The sequence below is a fragment of the Candidatus Ichthyocystis sparus genome, from assembly GCF_900078745.1.
GTDB lineage: Bacteria > Pseudomonadota > Gammaproteobacteria > Burkholderiales > 2013Ark19i > Ichthyocystis > Ichthyocystis sparus.
Window position 1 is genome coordinate 72,897 of record NZ_FKII01000045.1, and the last position, 16,545, is coordinate 89,441.

Annotated in this window: 15 protein-coding genes and 1 tRNA gene; 11 read left to right on the top strand and 5 right to left on the bottom strand. The window is 40.9% G+C overall.

Going from position 1 to position 16,545, the window contains the following annotated elements:
* Positions 1 to 6 precede the first annotated feature (6 nt).
* Positions 7 to 1,041 (top strand): dihydroorotate dehydrogenase (quinone), encoded by a 1,035-nt coding sequence (gene pyrD / locus A6733_RS02445; RefSeq protein WP_092401011.1) that lies wholly within the window; start codon positions 7 to 9, stop codon positions 1,039 to 1,041.
* Here the strand turns inward: pyrD and pdxH are convergent.
* On the bottom strand, positions 1,030 to 1,671 hold the full coding sequence (gene pdxH, locus A6733_RS02450) for a pyridoxamine 5'-phosphate oxidase (protein WP_092401009.1): 642 nt from the start codon (positions 1,669 to 1,671) through the stop codon (positions 1,030 to 1,032). The two genes, pyrD and pdxH, sit on opposite strands and share 12 nt — an antisense overlap.
* Positions 1,672 to 1,796: 125 nt before the next feature.
* Here pdxH and aceE point away from each other — a divergent pair, with 125 nt between their 5' ends.
* From aceE to A6733_RS02475, 5 genes are all read left to right on the top strand, one after another.
* Positions 1,797 to 4,475 (top strand): pyruvate dehydrogenase (acetyl-transferring), homodimeric type, encoded by a 2,679-nt coding sequence (gene aceE / locus A6733_RS02455; RefSeq protein ID WP_092401006.1) that lies wholly within the window; start codon positions 1,797 to 1,799, stop codon positions 4,473 to 4,475.
* Between the two features lie 25 nt (positions 4,476 to 4,500).
* Complete coding sequence (locus A6733_RS02460; protein ID WP_092401003.1) at positions 4,501 to 5,715, top strand: 2-oxo acid dehydrogenase subunit E2; 1,215 nt, start codon at positions 4,501 to 4,503, stop codon at positions 5,713 to 5,715.
* A 164-nt stretch (positions 5,716 to 5,879) separates the two neighbouring features.
* The gene (locus tag A6733_RS02465) at positions 5,880 to 6,578 is read left to right on the top strand and encodes an outer membrane beta-barrel protein (protein WP_092401000.1); all 699 of its coding nucleotides are present in this window, start codon (positions 5,880 to 5,882) and stop codon (positions 6,576 to 6,578) included.
* A gap of 89 nt (positions 6,579 to 6,667) precedes the next feature.
* Positions 6,668 to 8,362: a glutamine--tRNA ligase/YqeY domain fusion protein gene (locus A6733_RS02470; RefSeq protein ID WP_092400997.1), complete on the top strand. Its 1,695-nt coding sequence runs from the start codon at positions 6,668 to 6,670 to the stop codon at positions 8,360 to 8,362.
* A 109-nt stretch (positions 8,363 to 8,471) separates the two neighbouring features.
* A complete protein-coding gene (locus A6733_RS02475; RefSeq protein WP_092400994.1) occupies positions 8,472 to 10,406 on the top strand; it encodes an OPT family oligopeptide transporter in 1,935 nt (644 codons plus the stop codon).
* Between the two features lie 41 nt (positions 10,407 to 10,447).
* Here the strand turns inward: A6733_RS02475 and A6733_RS02480 are convergent, their stop codons facing one another.
* Both A6733_RS02480 and queE read right to left on the bottom strand, forming a co-directional pair.
* The gene (locus A6733_RS02480) at positions 10,448 to 10,921 is read right to left on the bottom strand and encodes a 6-pyruvoyl trahydropterin synthase family protein (protein ID WP_092460354.1); all 474 of its coding nucleotides are present in this window, start codon (positions 10,919 to 10,921) and stop codon (positions 10,448 to 10,450) included.
* Entirely contained in the window at positions 10,918 to 11,556 is a 639-nt protein-coding gene (queE, locus tag A6733_RS02485) for a 7-carboxy-7-deazaguanine synthase (RefSeq protein WP_092400988.1), read from the bottom strand. The genes A6733_RS02480 and queE overlap by 4 nt, the downstream gene beginning before the upstream one ends.
* 131 nt (positions 11,557 to 11,687) lie before the next feature.
* Here queE and A6733_RS02490 point away from each other — a divergent pair.
* The 4 genes from A6733_RS02490 to folE2 all read left to right on the top strand — a co-directional run bounded on the left by A6733_RS02490 (position 11,688) and on the right by folE2 (position 13,883).
* A tRNA-Thr gene (locus tag A6733_RS02490) sits at positions 11,688 to 11,760 on the top strand.
* Positions 11,761 to 11,780: 20 nt separating this feature from the next.
* Positions 11,781 to 12,104 (top strand): exodeoxyribonuclease VII small subunit, encoded by a 324-nt coding sequence (gene xseB / locus A6733_RS02495; protein ID WP_141663007.1) that lies wholly within the window; start codon positions 11,781 to 11,783, stop codon positions 12,102 to 12,104.
* Positions 12,088 to 12,993, top strand: coding sequence for a polyprenyl synthetase family protein (locus A6733_RS02500; protein WP_175330464.1), 906 nt, complete (start codon positions 12,088 to 12,090; stop codon positions 12,991 to 12,993). The genes xseB and A6733_RS02500 overlap by 17 nt, the downstream gene beginning before the upstream one ends.
* A 53-nt stretch (positions 12,994 to 13,046) precedes the next feature.
* Positions 13,047 to 13,883 carry a GTP cyclohydrolase FolE2 gene (folE2, locus tag A6733_RS02505; RefSeq protein WP_242641588.1) on the top strand — a complete coding sequence of 279 codons (837 nt, stop codon included), beginning with the start codon at positions 13,047 to 13,049 and terminating at the stop codon, positions 13,881 to 13,883.
* On the opposite strand, the gene A6733_RS02510 is transcribed toward folE2, so the two are convergent.
* Positions 13,880 to 14,356, bottom strand: a complete 477-nt coding sequence (locus A6733_RS02510) for a peroxiredoxin (protein WP_092401059.1) — start codon at positions 14,354 to 14,356, stop codon at positions 13,880 to 13,882. The two genes, folE2 and A6733_RS02510, sit on opposite strands and share 4 nt — an antisense overlap.
* A 22-nt stretch (positions 14,357 to 14,378) precedes the next feature.
* Positions 14,379 to 15,401, bottom strand: coding sequence for an HAD family acid phosphatase (locus tag A6733_RS02515; protein WP_092400976.1), 1,023 nt, complete (start codon positions 15,399 to 15,401; stop codon positions 14,379 to 14,381).
* 625 nt (positions 15,402 to 16,026) lie between these two features.
* Here A6733_RS02515 and A6733_RS02520 point away from each other — a divergent pair.
* Positions 16,027 to 16,458 carry a DUF1841 family protein gene (locus A6733_RS02520; protein WP_092400973.1) on the top strand — a complete coding sequence of 144 codons (432 nt, stop codon included), beginning with the start codon at positions 16,027 to 16,029 and terminating at the stop codon, positions 16,456 to 16,458.
* Positions 16,459 to 16,545: the final 87 nt, after the last annotated feature.

Below are 16,545 nucleotides of genomic sequence, written 5' to 3' on the forward strand. Positions count from 1 at the left end.
TCGCACATGAGTTGGCAACATTATTGCTATTTGCTATCAAAACCTCTAATAAGAATAATAGACCCCGAACTGGCTCATGATCTGTCTTTGAACATACTGTCTAAGTTTAGCAAACCAAGCCCCCCTCCAGAGCAATCTCCACTAAGTAAAAATGGGGTGGTGTTTAGAAATCGTATTGGGCTTGCAGCAGGGTTCGATAAAGATGGAAAATATGTGGACCTTCTGTCTTCTATGGGATTTGGCTTCATAGAAATTGGAACTGTCACACCCAAACCTCAGCATGGACACAGTAGACCCAGACTGTTCCGCTCCTTCTCTGAAAAAGCCATAGTAAATCGCATGGGATTTAACAACCATGGAATTGACAGCATGGTGCTCAATCTAAAAAATTGCACCACCTATAGAAGAATGGGAGGAATAATAGGGGTAAATGTGGGTAAAAATGCAGCTACACCCATAGGATCTTCATATAGTGACTATATAACTTGCATAGATAAAATATATGCACTGTGTGACTACATAACAATAAATATTTCATCCCCTAATACTCCCCTATTACGTTCCATGCAGGAGTACGAAGAACTTGGCAAACTCCTACCAAAAATAAAATTAAAACAGCTTGAAATGAAACAAAAAACTAAAATACATACTCCTATTTTCATAAAATTTTCACCTGATCTCTCAATTACAGGAATAGAAGGGATTTGTGAATTGTTAGTTAAGGAAGAAATAGAAGGAATTATCCTTACAAATACTACGGTGGAAAGAAATATTAGAAACAAGAAGTTGCAAGAGGAGTCAGGTGGCCTAAGCGGAGCTCCGCTAAAAAACAAAGCTGATAAGACGCTTGAAGAGTTCAATAAGTACCTAAACAACAAAGACATGACTATAGTAGGCGTAGGTGGTATATGCTCATCACAAGACGCCCAGGACAAATTTAATATGGGAGCAAACCTAGTACAGATCTACTCTGGAATAATCTTTGAGGGACCAGATCTTGTAAGAAGATGTATCAATAGCACAACACCATTACGGGGCTAAACGCTCAATTTTCCACTGATCGTTATTATCCCTAAGATATAAAAGTCTGTCATTAAGGCGAAACGGCTGACCTTGCCAAAACTCTACTTTCTTTGGTGAAAGTTGGTACCCACCCCAATACTCAGGTCGCTGTAATACCATACCATAACCCATCTCATTCTTGAGAGCATGCCAACGATCAATTAACCATTTTCTGTCCGGTATTGAACTGCTCTGGGGAGAAACTATAGAGCTGACCTTACTTTCATCAGGCCTAGAATTAAAGTAAGAATCAGACAGATCTGGTGATACCTTAGAAACATATCCTTCTACACGTACCTGCCTGCACAACTGTGGCCAATAAAAAACTAAAGCTGCATGGGGATGAGATTGTAATTGCTGACCTTTACAGCTGTTGTAATTGGTAAAAAATATAAATTTCTCCTCGATGCAACCCTTTAATAAAACAATGCGAGCATCTGGATCACCGCATTTATTTATCGTCGCCAGTGTCATAGCACTAGCATTCAGTGGGTCCTTCTGCAGTGCAACATTAAACCACTGTAGAAAAAAGGCCACTGGATCAGACGGGGCATCAGAAATACTGGGCAAAACATCCCCACTATACTCATAAGAAAAGATATCTGTCATCAGCAAAATCCATTCAAAGTGTAACGAAATCGTCACTCAAACCCATTATTACCAAGATTACATGGATTACTAGCAAAAAAACATACTAAAATAGTCGGCTCTAGACAGTACTTGGGAGAATTTCTATGATTGACCCGCTTTGTGATGCACTGCTTAAAGGTGACTCAGATCCTGAGGAATTAAGGGAGTGGGTCTGTGCCTTGCGTGCGGTCATAGAACACATGGGACCAAAGCGTGCACAAGATATTATAGAAAAGTTAATAGAGTACGTGCAGCACCGCAGTATAAATGTAATTAATACCAATACACCATACAAAAATACAATACCAGCTGAAGAATCTGTACCATACCCAGGAGACCTTGAGCTAGAAAACTCCATCACTCAGGCCATACGTTGGAATGCCACCATGATTGTTGCTAGAGCAAATCATATGGATGGCAGCATAGGCGGGCATATTTCCACATTTGCATCAGCATGCCTGCTTTATGAAGTGGGTTTTCATCATTTCTGGAAAGCACCGCACGATAATTGCCGAGGAGATGCCGTATATATACAAGGTCACTCCAGTCCTGGAATTTATGCACGTGCCTTCTTAGAAGGAAGAATATCTGAGCAACAGTTGCAACTTTTCCGACAAGACACTGTGGGTGGGCTCCCTTCTTATCCACACCCATACCTTATGCCTAATTTTTGGCAATATCCAACTGTATCCATGGGCTTAGGTCCGTTATGTGCGGTGCATCATGCAAGATTCAACCGCTACTTGATGTCAAGAGGACTTATATCGGAAGACAAAAGCCATGTATGGGCCCTTCTGGGCGATGGGGAAATGGATGAGCCAGAATCTACGTCTGCGATCTCCATGGCAGCTCGTTACCAATTGGATAATCTTACATTTGTAATTAACTGTAATTTGCAAAGACTAGATGGGCCTGTGCGAGGAAACGGCAAAGTAATACAAGAACTGGAATCAATGTTCAATGGAGCTAAATGGAATGTAATTAAAAACATTTGGGGATCATCCTGGGATGAACTGTTTGATGAAACTTCTATTGCAACTCAACTAGCAGAAATAATGATGTCATGTGTGGACGGTGATTACCAAACATTTAGCTCTAGGGGAGCAGAGTACTTAAAGGAAAAATTCTTTAGTAGAAATCAAAAGCTTAGGGAATTTATTGAACTTTGGCCTATAGAAAAAATATCACAATTGAATCTAGGTGGTCATGATCCTACAAAGATATATAATTCTTACCTAAGAGCCCTAAATACAAAAGGTAAGCCATCTGTAATTTTGGCAAAAACAGTCAAGGGATACAATCTAGGTAAGGAGGGTGAAGCACAAAATACAGCTCACAATCAGAAAAAAATTTCCCTAGAGCACCTTAAAGAACTAAGGGAAAAATGGAATATACAACTATCAGATAAAGAAGTTGAAAATTATTCATTCTACCCCTTGAATAAAAAATCTAAGGAGTACCTATACCTTATAGGAAGAAGAGAAAAACTTCATGGATTCATTCCTCAACGTAATACGGAAGCACAGTCACTAAAAGCACCAGATATGTCGGTATTTCAATCTCTTTGTAAAAGCTCAGATGACCGGACATTATCCACGACAATGGTTTTCGTTAGAGCTTTAGGAATACTACTTAGGCAAAAGGAAATAGCAAAATTCCTCGTTCCCATAGTACCAGATGAAGCACGAACATTCGGAATGGAGGGCCTGTACAGGCAGATAGGTATTTGGTCAAATAAGGAGCAAAATTACACTCCACCAGATGCAGAACAGCTCGTATGGTACAGAGAAGATAAGAAAGGTCAGTTAATAGAGGAAGGGATAAACGAGGCAGGTTCCGTTGCAACATGGATTGCAGCAGGCAACAGCTATGCACAGCATGGGCTACCAATGATACCTATGTACATATTTTACTCTATTTTCGGCATGCAACGTACTGGAGATCTTTTTTGGATGGCTGGAGATATCCTAGCTAGGGGATTCTTATTCGGCGCTACATCCGGTAGAACTACATTGAATGGAGAGGGATTACAACACGAAGACGGACACAGCCACGTAATTGCGACTACTCTTCCTAATTGTAAGAGCTATGATCCAACATTCTCCTACGAGCTATGCACATTAATACATAATGGAATCAAAGAGATGTATGAAGAACAGAAAAACGTTCACTACTACATAACATTGATGAACGAAAATTATGCCCATCCTGAAATGCCAGAAGGCTCAGCGGAGGATATTATAAAAGGAATGTATTTATTTGATAAACCAAATAAAGATACTACCGATCTTTGTGTGCAACTAATTGGCTGCGGATCAATATTCATTGAAATAATGGAGGCAAGAGAACTTTTAAACAGGGACTGGAGTGTAGATACGGTGCTTTGGAGCTGTCCTTCCCTAACTGAGATAGCAAGGCAGGGACAGGAGTGTTGCAGGATAAATTATCTACACCCAGATAAGCCAAGGGTAACACCGTTCGTCACAGAGAAATTGTCAAAATACAACGCTCCTGTACTGGCTGCAACTGATTACATGCGCTCCTATGCGGAACAAATCAGACCGTTTGTTCCGCATACGTACCTAACCTTAGGCACAGATGGATACGGAAGATCTGGGACCAGAGAGCAACTGCGTCATTTTTTTGAAGTAGACAGACATTGGATCACTGTATACTCGCTGTCATTGTTATGTAGGGAGAACAAGATCGAAGCTTCTAAAGTAATTGAGGCTTGCAGAAAATATAACCTCCCTGTAAACGACGTTGCGCCGTGGCGTAGGTAAAAAATCACAGAAAGGACAGAATGTAATGTCGCAAGCAAGAGATATCATCGTTCCAGCTATAGGTGACTACCTTGATCTACCAGTAATAGAAGTGCTCGTCTTTGCTGGAGATCGTGTAGAGGATGGACAATCCATACTAGTACTAGAATCCGAAAAAGCTACTATAGAAATTCCATCTCCCGTAAGCGGCATTATTGAGAGTATCAGTGTATCAGTTGGCGACAAAATCTCTGCAGGTGTCTGCATAGGCAAAATAAAGCAGTCTCCTGGTGATGTGACGCAGGAAAATACCGCTGAAAAAAGTGAGGTTGTGTCTACTAAAACTGATGCTTCATATACGTCGTCCCCTACAACAACATCATCTTCTGCAATTAGCTCAGGACCATCATCAGACACTAATCTACCTTATGCTTCTCCAGCAGTTCGTCAAATTGCTAGAGACAGAAATGTTGATTTGAAAACAGTTCAGGGAACTGGGAAAAACGGTAGAATTACAAAGGAAGATATAGAAAATTACTCAACCAAAGCAAAGCCAACCCACTCTAGTAGTGAAAGTACGCGCGTCAAACTAACAAAGATAAAACAACTATCATCTGAGTTCCTGGAAAAGAGCTGGACAACCATACCGCATGTAACGAGCTTTGAGGATGCAGATATAACAGAACTTGAGGAATTTCGTAAATATTTAAACCAGAAACATAAGGCAGACAATATAAAACTCACGTTGTTATCATTTCTGGTGAGGGTTTGTGTCTTAGCCCTAAGGGAATTTCCTACTCTAAACTCATCTCTGGACGGAAATGAATTAATACTCAAGCGAAACTATAACATAGGGATAGTGGTTGATACACCTCAGGGATTAGTAATACCATCGATTAAAAATGCTGATCAGTATGGGATTATTGACATAAGCAAAGAAATATCTCGTCTTTCAGAAAAGGCGCGCAATGGAAGAATAGCTCCTTCTGATATGGAAAATGGAACCTTTTCCATATCCTCCTTAGGAGGAACAGGAGGGGGGACATACTTCACCCCCATTATAAGGGCGCCTGAAGTAGCCATACTGGGAGTTTGTCGTTCAAAAATAAAACCCGTATGGGACGGACAATCATTCCAACCGAGACTAGTTCTACCGCTGTCATTGTCCTGGGATCACAGGGTCGTTGATGGGGTTCTAGCAACAAAGTTCAATTTATTTGTTAAAGAGCTATTAGAAGACCTAAAATTGACAATCCTGTAAAGCATCTTTTTGTACATAAACAACAAATCGTGACAAAAACTTGCTAAAAAATAACATTCGTAGGATCATTGCAGCAATGCTTGGAGCAACTTTGTTAGTTGCAGCATGCAGCATTGTGATTACGGAGTTGATATGCTCCTTATTATTGATCCGGAGGTAACGGTATGAAATTTTCTCGTAAAGCGCTGTTGATTGCTTTGGGTGCTTTCGCTGCAGCTCAAGCACAGGCAATGATGCAGAATGGCAGTAGCAGTGCCTCAAGCGACAGCAATTCTTTTTATGTTGGTGGTAGCTACGTGCGTGCTATGTACAACATAGATGAACCTCAGCAAAACAAGTTCGCCATGGCCAATCTTCCTGCTGGAAACACTGCAGAAGGCAGCTTCTCCTCTGAAGATAACGGCTACGAAATACACGCTGGCTACATGTTTGTTCCCAATTTTGGCGTTGAAATTGGTTATTCTGATTTTGGTAAATTTACCCAAAATCTCAAAATCACTACCACTGCTAGCTCGACTACGAACAAGGCCTCATATGAGTTAGCAACCACAGCATTCACGGCTAGCTTGGTTGGTGCTTATCAATTGGAGGGTGGTTTGTCAGTGTTTGGTCGTTTGTCAGGCATGTATACGACTACTAAGCCAACGTTTGAATCGACCGGTGTTATAACTGACTCTGTATACACCAAAAGCGAGTACAACAAGTTTGTTCCCGGTGCAGGAATTGGCGCTGCCTTCAATGTCAATGATCAATTCCGCATTCGTGCTGAGTTTGATTACTGGTATCAGCCGACTGATAACAACCTCATCGCTGTTAAGGATCTCAAAAACATTGTTGTTGGTGCCGATGTTTCCTTCTATTAAGCTGAAACTGGCATCTTTGGAAATGGACCCTTTGTGGGTCCATTTTTTTTATGCTACGATCCGAGCTAGTTCAAACTAGATACACATTAATGCCAGACGAAAATACTCCTCCCGATCCAGAATATAAAAGCTTCATACAAAAAATTATGGATGAAGATATCAAAGCTGGATTAACCAGAATCGTCACCAGATTCCCTCCTGAACCAAATGGCTATTTGCATATAGGACATGCAAAATCGATCCACTTAAACTTCTCACTGGCTAAAATGTACGCGGGAGTATGCCATCTTCGTTTTGACGACACCAACCCTAGCAAAGAGAGCAATGAATTTATCAACTCTCTAAGAGAAAGCCTATCATGGCTAGGATATGACCCTAAAGAACACATTTACTACGCTTCTAGTTACTTTGAAAAAATGTATGAGTTTGCAGAGTACTTCATTAAAGAAGGATTAGCATACGTAGACTCACAGTCAATCGATGAAATACGGATACAAAGGGGAACATTAACCCAGGCTGGCACTGAAAGCGTTTTTCGAACTCAGGATATTGATACAAACCTTAAGAATTTTCGGAATATGAGAAATGGATTGTTCCCCGATGGTTCTCATGTACTACGCTTAAAAATTGACATGACATCGCCAAACATTAATATGCGTGATCCTGTCATTTACAGGATTAAGCACTCGACTCATCATAAAGTTGGTAATAGTTGGTGCATATACCCGTTGTACGATTATGCTCACTGCATATCTGATGCAATAGAAGGAATTACACATTCTTTATGTACATTAGAGTTTCAGGATCATCGTCCTTTGTACGATTGGATTCTAGCCCACCTAAAAAAAGCAGGGTTCTTTAGCCAATTGCCTCGTCAAATTGAGTTTTCTCGCCTAAACGTAACTCACTGCGTAACATCAAAGAGAAAATTACAACAGCTTGTAACGCAGAAAATTGTGGATGGGTGGGATGACCCTCGTCTTCCAACGCTGCATGGACTAAGACGCCGCGGTTTTACTCCAGAATCTATAAAGGACTTTTGCCAGAGGATTGGAATTACCAAAGCAAACAACTGGGTTGAGTACTCATATCTGGAGGAATGCCTACGAGAACAGCTGAATAGAGAATCACAACGGAGAATAGCAATTATAGACCCTATTAGGGTAATCATAACAAACTACCCGCCACACATAAAAGAAGAGGTATGCCACGCTTCAAACCATCCATTAGTAGAGTCTATGGGGCAAAGGGAAGCATTTTTTGGACGTAATATTTTTATAGAAAAATCTGACTTCATGTTAAACCCATCACCTGGATTTTTTCGTCTAAGCATAGGTAAAATGGTACGTTTAAGATATGCATATATAATCATGTGCGATGAAGTAATGTGCGATGAACATGGTAATCCGGTCACGTTACTGTGTAGATATTTGAAGGATACAAAATCTGGTCATGGCAGTGATGTAAAGGTAAAGGGTAATATACACTGGCTGAATGCGAATCATGTCCTTCCTGCAGAAGTACGCCTGTACGATCATCTTTTTTGTGCAGATCAACCGGTAGATGATCTGGAGAATCTGCAGATAAACAAAGACTCGTTGATTGTGTGTAAAGGACTGGTGGAACGGGCGCTTGGGAGCAGTATTCAAGAGGAGAGATTCCAGTTTGAACGCTTGGGGTACTTTGTTGCTGATAGACACAACCACATACCTAATAAAAAATTGTGTTTTAATAGGATAGTTTCGCTAAAATCGTCAAAAGATAAGAGAGCCGTTTCAACTTAGCAATAGAGAGAAAATATTGGCAGCAGGCGCCTTATTTGGCAGCAGCACCTTATTTTTTTATATATAAAGTACGTATCATCCTTACAAATCGGAAATTATGAGGGGCTGTATGTCAGCAAAAGTCAGCCAATTAACACCTAGAGCAATTATCTTAGGCATATTCTTGGCAGTCGTGATGGCAAGTGCTAACGCGTACCTTGGATTGTTTGCTGGGCAAACGGTAGCGGCATCTATACCTGCTTCAGTAATATCGATAGCAATACTTCGCATGTTTAAGGATAGCAATATACTCGAGAACAACATCGTACAAACTGCAGCATCAGCTGGGGAAGCGATAGCAAGTGGAGCAATATTTACGATACCAGCTTTAGTGCTCATGGGGCACTGGAAAACTTTTGATTACTGGTGGGTTGTAGCGATATGTGGCATGGGTGGTATCTTGGGTGTTGCTTTTTCGACGCCGCTACGTCGTATCTTGGTAATTGAGGAAAAGTTGCCGTTCCCGGAAGGACTGGCGACTGCGGAGGTTCTCAAATCTGGAGATAAAAAGGGAAAATCTGTTTCTGTATTGATTCTAACCGCTCTTGCTAGTGCTCTAGCAAAGTTCTGTGAAAGTGGTCTACGATTATGGACAGGCACTGCCCAAATAGCACACATTTTTGGTAATTATTTATTTTTCTTTGGTATGTATGTATCTCCAGCCCTCATGGGGGTTGGTTTTATAATCGAATTAAACATATGCATGAATGTTTTCATTGGTGGTGTACTAAACTGGATGGTAGCTATACCGTTATATTACAGTCATTATGTAGCCGGTAACCTTGCAAGTATAGGATTGAGCGAGAACGCCTCGCCTATATCTATAGCGTATGCAATCTGGTCAGAAAAAATGCGTTTCCTTGGGGTAGGAGGAATGATAGTAGGTGGTGTATGGACTATTATTTCTTTGGTGCCTCCAATCTATCGTGGTGTTTTGCAAGCGAAAAAAGTTTATAAGATTAATAGAACAAATCCAGCAGACATACCGGATACTGCTAAAGATTTACCTATGAAGTGGGTTCTTATAGCTACTTTGGTATCCCTTATTCCGATATTCGTAATTTACTTCAACATTGTTCATTCGTACTTTGTTGCAGCGATAATGACCGTTACTATGGTTGTAACTGGATTCCTATTTTGCTGTGTTGCTGGATACATGGCTGGAGTAATTGGCTCAAGCAACAGTCCTATTTCCGGAGTTACTCTTTCAACATTGCTAATTTCTGCTTTTGTGCTTCTGCTTCTTTTGGGACCTGGAAACGTTGATGGACCTGTTGCAGCCATCATGATTGGGTCTGTGGTTTGCTGTGCCACTAGTATAGCTGGTGAAAACCTACAGGACCTTAAGGCAGGATATATTTTGGGAGCAACTCCCTGGAAACAGCAGGTCATGATGTCTGTTGGTGTTTTATCATCTGTACTCGTCATCGCTCCGATACTAAACCTGCTACTCCAGGCTTATGGAATTGGGGCCCCGACTCTTGAACATCCAAATGCCCTTCCAGCCCCTCAAGCGGTACTTATGATGTCTGTAGCCACTGGGGTATTTGGCAAAGGCCTGCCATGGGGAATCATATCCATTGGAGGCATTATAGCAATAGCAATAGGTATGATAGACATCTTGCTCAAAAGGAGAAATTCGCGTTGGAGAGCAGGCATTTTGTCGGTATCTGTAGGATTATATCTACCATTTGAGGTATCTGTACCAGCGCTTATAGGCGGATTAATAAATGAGTTTGTGCGTATCAAGATGAAAAAGAAAAATATGGATCCTGCTGCTGGTATAGGTTTGGGCTTACTTGTTTCGGCAGGGTTCGTAACTGGTGAAGCTTTGATAGGTATCATGACTGCCATACCTATTGTTGCTTTTGGAGATAGCAACATCCTGGCAGTCTCCAAAACACCATTAGGGGGACAATGGGCTGGAGCAATCGTATTTGCTGCTATTGGGTACCTCCTGTGGCACTATTCGTCACGAAATTACAAGGAAGATGGTGAAGAATAAATGCTATCCACTACATATAGTCACAAACATTAGAGTTAGGATCAGCTTGGGGAAGTAATGTCTGCCCAGCAGTTTGGTGTTTCGTACAGCCTGACCTTGTTTAGAAACAAGCTGTTTTTATATTCAACTCTAAGCACATCCTGCAAGCAACGAAACGCCGTTGCTGCCAAATTTTCCACTGTAGGTGGTTGATCCAGGACAACTGTCTTGTGACCTGGTATTTTCTTCAAAAAATCTAAGACAAAATCGTCTTTGTAGACAAGAAATGCGTGGTCCCATTTATCAATAATATGTTCATGGGCCAATTTTTGTATAGCCTGAAAGTCAATAACCATCCCGTTATCAGAACGCGACTCCTCTACCACCAAAGGACCGGATATAGTAATTTCCAAAGCATATCTGTAGCCATGAATATTACAGCACTGTCCGTTATGGTGTGGCACCCTGTGCCCGGCATCAAACTCCATTCGCCTAGTAACTTCAAAGCTGGGCACAAAAAGTCTACTTTCCTTCATGATATACCCAAAAACTTATGCAACTGAACACTAAGATGCCATTTAGGATTTCGCTTGCAGTAAGAAATAGCGAGCATAGTATTCTTTTTTAAGTCCGGTCCGTCCATAGGCTGAACGAAAAAATGATCAAATTTTAATCCTTCATAGTAGGAAAAATCTTGTCCATACTGGGGGAATACTACTTTTAATTCATTTCCACACAATAGATTAAGCGGAGCCTGTGCCTTAGGACTGACACAAATCCAATCTAAATTGCAATCAGGGACGATTGTCCCATTGGTCTCAACGGCAACAAACGCTTCCTCATCATGTAAAGCATCTATTAGTAATTGATCAACTTGCAAGAGTGGCTCCCCACCAGTCAATACTACAAAAAATTCTCTCCTATCATCACGCAATGGCCAATAAGAGGCAATACGACGAGACAACTCTACTTCTGAGGAAAAGCTACCACCTCCTTCTCCAAAAGGCAAAACAAAATCAGTATCACAAAATTGGCAAATAGCATCCTTCCGCTTTACTTCCTGGCCTGACCAAAGATTACAGCCTACAAACCTGCAAAACACAGCCGGCCTACCGGAATTAAAACCTTCACCTTGGAGAGTATAAAATATCTCTTTCACATGGTAAGTCATGAATCCACACTTAAATAAACCAAGGAGACAGCATAACAAACGGCCAGCATTGCAACAAAACTTTTAGTCATCTTTAAATAGGATAAAAAGTAATGAAGCCAACCACAAAATAGTGGATAATATTTGTCCTAGCTGCTGTAGCTCAGTTGGTAGAGCAACTGATTCGTAATCAGTAGGTCAGGGGTTCGACTCCTCTCAGCAGCATTATTGTTCATCCAATTAGCTTGGTAGTACTGGATGCTGCGATGTTTTGTAGTAATGGTAGCTTCTTAAATTTAACAGGAGGAATTGCTGTGTCTAAGGGACAATCTAGACCATCTCTCGACCAGATGCTTAAAGATCTTGAAAACCTGGTGGTGGAACTAGAGGAGGGAAAATTGTCACTTGAACAGTCCATGATCACCTTCAGTAAGGGATGTGAACTGGTGCGTGAATGCCAAACAGTACTGAATGAAACTGAAAAAACAATCAAGGTACTAGATGAGCAAATGCAATCCCTGCGTGTGCTAGGAAATGATGAACTGGGGTCTAATGAACAGCTACAATAACTGGGCGGAAAGTATTCAGTCCCAGGTATATGATTACCTACACACACAACTTGAGAAAAAATTATCTTCTCACAATAATACTCTGTCCAAGGCTCTTAGCTACGTAATATCAAATCCAGGACGAGCGCTAAGACCTCAGATGCTTTTTTCTGCTCAACTTGCCATAAGTGAATGTGAGTATTTTCCGCTAGAGCTAGCTGGTTCTGTTGAACTTATTCATATCACGTCACTTATATATGATGATTTGCCATGTATGGATGATGGCATCACCAGGCGCGGTAGGCCATGCGTACATAAAATATTCGGTGAGGACATAGCAATATTAGCTGCCGACAGTCTAAAAAGCATGGCTTTTGAGCAATTTTCCATGCCCAACCTTCTGGCACATATAAATAATATGCCTATATTGTTATCACATATAAGCCAAGCATCTGGATACTCTGGCATTTGCCTAGGACAGGCTATGGATCTGGGAAGTGTTAGTACTGATATAACTGAGGACGGCATATTAGAGATGTATTTTCTCAAGACGGTAAAACTCATAGAAACAGCGGCTTTCTTAGGAGCTTGGTCCAACCCTGATATGTCAGAAAGTTTCTGGGATCCATTATCTAAAATCACTATAAACCTTGGTATTGCTTTCCAAATAGTAAATGACTTAAGAGATGGATTATCAGTTGAAGAAACCGGTAAAATTCCTGACCAAGATCTAAAACAGGACAAGAGCACTCTGTTATCCTATCACGACCATCACGTATGTGCTAGAATCGCGACTGACCTTCTGGATAAGTCTAAGCTGGAAACTAATCTGCTGCCGGGAGATAGCACTAGGCTATGCCAGATAATAGAGTGGGTATTACGTCAAATACCGGTCGATTTTCTTTCCTAGTTATATTCTGGTATTCGCGCGTATCTCTACGCTTGTTATAAATGGGAACCCTCATGAGCTCTCAAGTATTTGAAAAGATGCCAGATGTCATGGACAAGAGCGACGATCGTCGCCTTGAGATACATCGCGTTGGTGTTAGATCAATTCGTAGGCCGGTAATGTTCAGGGATAGAAATAGTGCCATTATTACCACTATCGGCAATTTTGGCATGCACGTGCGTCTTGACAGCAAAAAAAGAGGTACCCATATGTCTCGCTTTATTCAATTGCTGGAGGAGAGCGAGGAGCCACTAAGTGTGAAGTCTTTCATTACCATGGTTAGATACATGTTAAATAGACTAGAATCTGTAGAGGGAGGAATAACTGTAGAATTTCCGTTTTTTTTAGTTAAAAATGCCCCTATAACTGCTATATCAGGTAGCATGGATTACGACATAAAGCTGTCTGGTTTTGTAAGCAGGCAGGAGTCACGCACGCAACTTACCATACATATACCTGTAAGCACTCTCTGTCCATGCTCTAAAGAAATAGCAGAGTATGGAGCCCACAACCAGCGCTCAATGGTAAGGTTAACCGTGCAGACTACCCATCACATTTGGGTTACAGACCTTATCGAGGTTGTAGAAAAAAATTCTTCCTGTGAGCTTTTTAGTGTCCTAAAGAGGCCAGATGAAAAGTTTGTCACTGAGCATGCGTATGACAACCCTAAGTTCGTAGAAGACATAGTAAGAGACATAGCTCAGAGGCTAATCAAGGACAAGAGGATACTATTTTTTGAGGTTGAGTCAGAAAACTTCGAGTCCATACACAATCACTCGGCCTATGCCTACATCAGGCACGGCACACCATTTGGTTGTTCTATGATGGGTAATAATCCATGGCAAAATTAGCCGTTACCATCATACATGGCCTTAATTGCCTCCAGTACCTCGTCAACATGCCCATTAACTTTAACTTTTCGCCACTCATTAACTAGAACCCCATCAGCTCTTATAAGAAAAGTTGATCTTTCAATGCCCTTAAATACTTTCCCATACATGCTCTTATCGTTGATTACACTAAATAAGTCACACAACACTCCATCAGTATCTGATATTAGGACGAACGGAAGGTTATACTTATCAACAAACTTCTGATGAGAAACCCCGTTATCTTTGGAAACACCCAAAACATTGCAATACGGACTAAGTTTAGGCCAAGAATCCCTAAAATCACATGCCTCCCTGGTACATCCAGGTGTGCTGTCCTTAGGATAAAAATAAAGCACCAGCATCTTACCTTCATCAAGAAAGTCAGACATGCTGCAAACATCCCCAGTGTGAGAGACAGCTGAAAAATTAGGAACTCTTTGACCAACTTTCATAAGTGCCAGAAAAAAATGCTGATTAATATTCTTGATCAAAAAAATTATCATCACGATCATCGGACAATGAATAGCGGGACAACTTACCCGATAATCCGTCAGCCAGACAATAAAAACTGCGAATGGACCTACTACCACACCATTTCAACTTCTCATAATGATGCCAATCCCCATAGAACGGGTTCGGCAACAACACCCACCTATCCAGGATAGCATGAGGCACAAAGTCCGTGATGCTACCAGATCTCCTCGCATTAATCAACATTGGTAGCGGCATAAAATCATACAAACTGCTGGATATCTGCAACAAAACATGATAATTTCTCGAGATAAATTTGCGCCTAGAAATTTTGTTTGCCCCCCAAGGAGACCTACTACCAGCGAGTAGGACATTTTCCCTGTCCGCACGTATACCCAAGCGGCGCAAATTACGAATCAACGCATCTTGTTGTGGACATGGGTTGGATGATCTAGAAAGGCAGACCCGATCAGACATAAAAACGATCCTTATGCCCTTGCTCTGAGCTGATCTTATAAAATTAACAGCACCTGGAAGAGGAGGCAAATTGTCCATAACAGCAATTCTTCTGGGCAGTATGTAGGGATTAATAAAATAACCTCTACCCAAAAGTATGGACAGTGGTAGCGCCGTATCCAACACAACTTGGTCAACACTCATAACCACAGCTGCTGGAAGACGGGATAACCCAGATTTGCCGGTTTGCTCAAGCATCGCAGTATGCTCACTACCCATTGGTAGAGAAAACAATTCTCTTAGAGCATTACGGTAAATTTTGCTAACAATTACCTTATACTCAAGGGAATTCCTGATATACAAAGCAGCAGAAACGTCCTCACGAACCGGCCTAACATTACCATCAACATATGGCCTATGCGCACCATACTCTCTGCTGTACCAGCTGTATCCATATAGATCATCACGAGACCAATAACTATCGCCCTGTATCTCAGCTACAATGCGACCTGCACTGGCCGAAGAACAGAATATAGCCACAAGAATAGCAGATAAACAAATACCTCTCACTGGATCCCCTAGAGTAACTTAATTGTAGAACCAAGAAAACACCATTGATACATACATGAACCATTGGTACTTAGCATCGGCAAAAGCACAGCGCTGATAAAAAATACCACCCCAACAAACCCGCCCTGGAATCACACCCATCCTGGGACCACAAAGCGCCAGGTGATAATACTATTACCGTAAAGGAAACAGTGTCAACAAATTACACATATCCAACAACTTTCAATTAATAATTATATGAATATACAATGTGTACACAAAACTTATGAACTTCCAAAACCTGCATCCCGTATGTTTGGGCATTTACAATAAAAAAATATGTCTGGGCTAGCAGATGAAAATGTGACTTAAGACTTAATGTTTTGTGCAGTAGTGCAAGTAGTAACTGCCATACTGGTATTAACACTTAGTACACACTATATGGCCCTACTCTAGGTTTTGTCAGCAAGGAACTTCTAGATCTATTCCATTTGCATAATACAGTAAAAAAAGCAACCGGTTATATATTAATAAACCATCTAGTAATATTTACCAAAGCTTGTAAAATAATGGACAAAAAAACACTTCTAACAGGAAATGTTAGCGCGTGCATTAGAATAGCTACTTACATAGGGACAGATTTTACATGTTTCCACCGTCAAGGCATGAAGCTAGGTTATTCTTTTTTAATATCTGGGGGAAAAAACTAAAAAAAGAACCATTTACTGGTATTGAAAAAAAAGCTTCTTTGATAATAGAAGATCATCCGGAATACCACTACATACTGGATCACCCTAAACTATACTCCGATTTCGACTTCTCTACAGAACACGGAACAATCAACCCATTCTTACATTTATCATTACACCTAACAATTGTAGAGCAAATTGATACCGATCAACCTCGCGGAATTGTAGACCTGTTCCAACAATTATGCATAAAACATACTAACGAACACGATGCAAAACACGCCATACTAGATATTTTAGCAGAAGAAATATGGAGCACTATCCACAATAAAACCATATTTGACAATGTCCGTTATCTTCAGCGCATTAAGAAAGTAACAAAAAATTAGAACTCTATCGGTGGCAAAACTTTTAATTATGTTAATACCGAACATTGGCAGCAAAATAAATATACAGCGTTACTCAACATATATTGC